The 2,381-nt window shown below is 74.3% G+C and carries 1 protein-coding gene; it reads right to left on the minus strand.

The window, feature by feature from the left end; translation table 11 throughout:
- Positions 1-2,217 (minus strand): beta-galactosidase (locus AEQ27_RS14825; protein WP_152970404.1); only part of this gene is annotated, 2,217 nt, incomplete at its 3' end.
- Positions 2,218-2,381: the final 164 nt, after the last annotated feature.

The raw sequence follows: 2,381 nt of genomic DNA on the forward strand, positions 1-2,381 counted from the left end.
GGCGGCCTCGTCCGGGGCGGCGGCGTCGGCCTCGGGGCCCGCGTCGACGAGCTCGTAGACGGGGGCCGCGCGCGGGGCGCGGGCCAGGGCGGTGCCGGCGGCGACGCCCTCACGGGTCTCGAGGTCGCGGACCGCGGAGGGGGTGGTGACGGTGGCCTCGTGGGCCGACCAGTTCGACACGAACGCGAGCCCGGGGGCGTCGGCTCGTGAACCGGTGGTGACGGTGACCGTCTCGGTCGCCGCCCACGCGCCCGCCGCCGTGGCCGGCACGAGCCAGCGGGCGATCGAGCGCGAGAGCTCGGGGTTGGGCACGGTCGCGACGTAGCTGACGCGTCCGGCTCCGGAGGCGCGGGTCGTCAGCACCGCGTCGGCCCCGATCTCGGTCGGCGCGGCCCGCAGCCCGACGGTGGCGTCCTCGACGTGCAGGACGTCGGCCCAGCGGGTGCCGGCCGAGCCGGGTTCGAGGGCGAAGGGTGCGTCGGCCGGGGCGGTGGCGGCGTCGGGGACCGGGCCCGCGCCTCCTGCGGTCGTGTCGTCGGAGCGCTCGGCGGTGCCGGCGTCCGCGACGTGGACGGCGAGGGGGGCGTCGAGGTTGGTGTACTCCTCGTACCAGACACCCGCGGGGCCCGAGAGACGGGCGGGGGCGGGGTCGCGACGGGCCCGGGCGAGCTCGTCGCCGTAGGCCGTGCGGATGCCGATCACGAGGTGGCCGCCGGCCTCGGCGTAGGCGGTGAGCGCCGCCAGGGTCGCGTCGTCGACCACGTAGAGCGCCGGCACCACGAGCACGGGGTGCGTCGCCGCCAGCTCGGCCGGGCCGGCGGCGACGAACTGCGCCACGTGCTGGATGCGCACCTGCGCGCCGGCCTCGGCGAGCCCGCGGTAGTGCGCGTCGAACAGGTGCAGGTACGACTCGGGGTCGGGACCGCCGTCGGGCAGGGCCAGCGGCGGGGAGGGGTCGGACGACCACTTGGGCTCGGGCGACCAGAGCATCAGCACGGCGGCGTCGGGTTCGAGACCGTCGACCGGGCCGCCGACGGCCTTGAGCGTGGCGCCCAGGGCCGCGACCTCGCGGGGGATGCGGCCGGGACGCTGGCTGTGCGGCAGCACGCCGCCCCAGTAGGTCTCGACGCCGAAGTGCAGCGTGTGCCAGTGCCAGTACTCGACCATGCGGGCGCCGCGGGAGACGAGCGCCAGCGCGGCCTGCTTGATCTGCCCGTCGAACGGCGGGTGGTTCTGCCAGGGGCCGCCGATCGACTGGGCGTTGGTCTCGGTGACGAGGAAGGGGGCCTGCGCCGACGAGAACGCCCGGTCGCCCCACTGCTGCAGGGCCCAGACGCCGGTGTGCCACCAGCCGGCCTCGCGGGGCACCTCGACGCCGAGCGTCAGGCCGTCCTGCATCTTGTAATAGGGGTTGCCGGCCGTGACGTCGAGGCTCTCGACGAGCCGGTCGTCGGCCACCTGCGGGCGCGAGTACGAGATGCAGGTGGTGACGAACTGGTCGTCGCGGGCGTACTCGCGGACGACGTCGGCCTGCCAGGCGATCAGCTCGTCGGCCAGCTCGCCCTGGAAACGCCGCCATTCGAGGTCGTACTGCGGCTGCACGTTGCCGTCGGGACGCCAGAGCTGTGACCACTCGGTCAGGCGGTGCGACCAGTAGACCAGGCCCCACTCCTCGTTGAGGCGCTCGACCGTGCCGTACTTGCGCTGCAGCCAGGCGACGAAGCGGTCGAAGACCTGGTCGTTGCGCGGGCGCTCGTTGCCGGGCTCGTTGTCGACCTGCCAGCCGATCACGGCGGGGTGCCCGGCGTAGCGCTCGACGACCTTGCGCACGACGCGCTCGGCGTAGAAGCGGTAGGCGGGATGGCTCTGGTCCATCTCCTGCCGGGCGCCCCAGCCGGCGCGGACGCCGGTCGTGCGCTCGGCGGCGATCTCGGGGTGGCGCACCTGCAGCCACGGCGGCACCGCGTAGGTGGGGGTGCCGAGCACGACGGCGATGCCGCGGGCGTGGGCGCCGTCGAGCACGGGCTGCAGCCAGTCGAGGTCGAACTCGCCCTCGCGCGGCTCCCACGTCGACCAGACCGACTCGCCCACCCGGATCACCGTGAAGCCGGCCTCGACCATCAGGTCGAGGTCGCGGTCGAGGGTGCCCGCCTGCTGGTACTCGGCGTAGTAGGCGGCTCCGAAGAGAACCCCGGAGTGGCGTGGTGCTGACGTCATCGTTGACCCGTTCGTGTGTGTCGGCTTCGGTGGCGACCGCCGACGTCACCCGCGAGAGCTCGGGATGTCGATGGGATGTTGTCGATAACATCGGCGTCTGCGGAGAACGTAACCCACGCCCCGCCGCCTGCGCAAGACCCCACTTCCGACCCGCTCCCTCGCCG

This window comes from Frigoribacterium sp. RIT-PI-h (genome assembly GCF_001297205.1).
Lineage (GTDB): Bacteria > Actinomycetota > Actinomycetes > Actinomycetales > Microbacteriaceae > Frigoribacterium.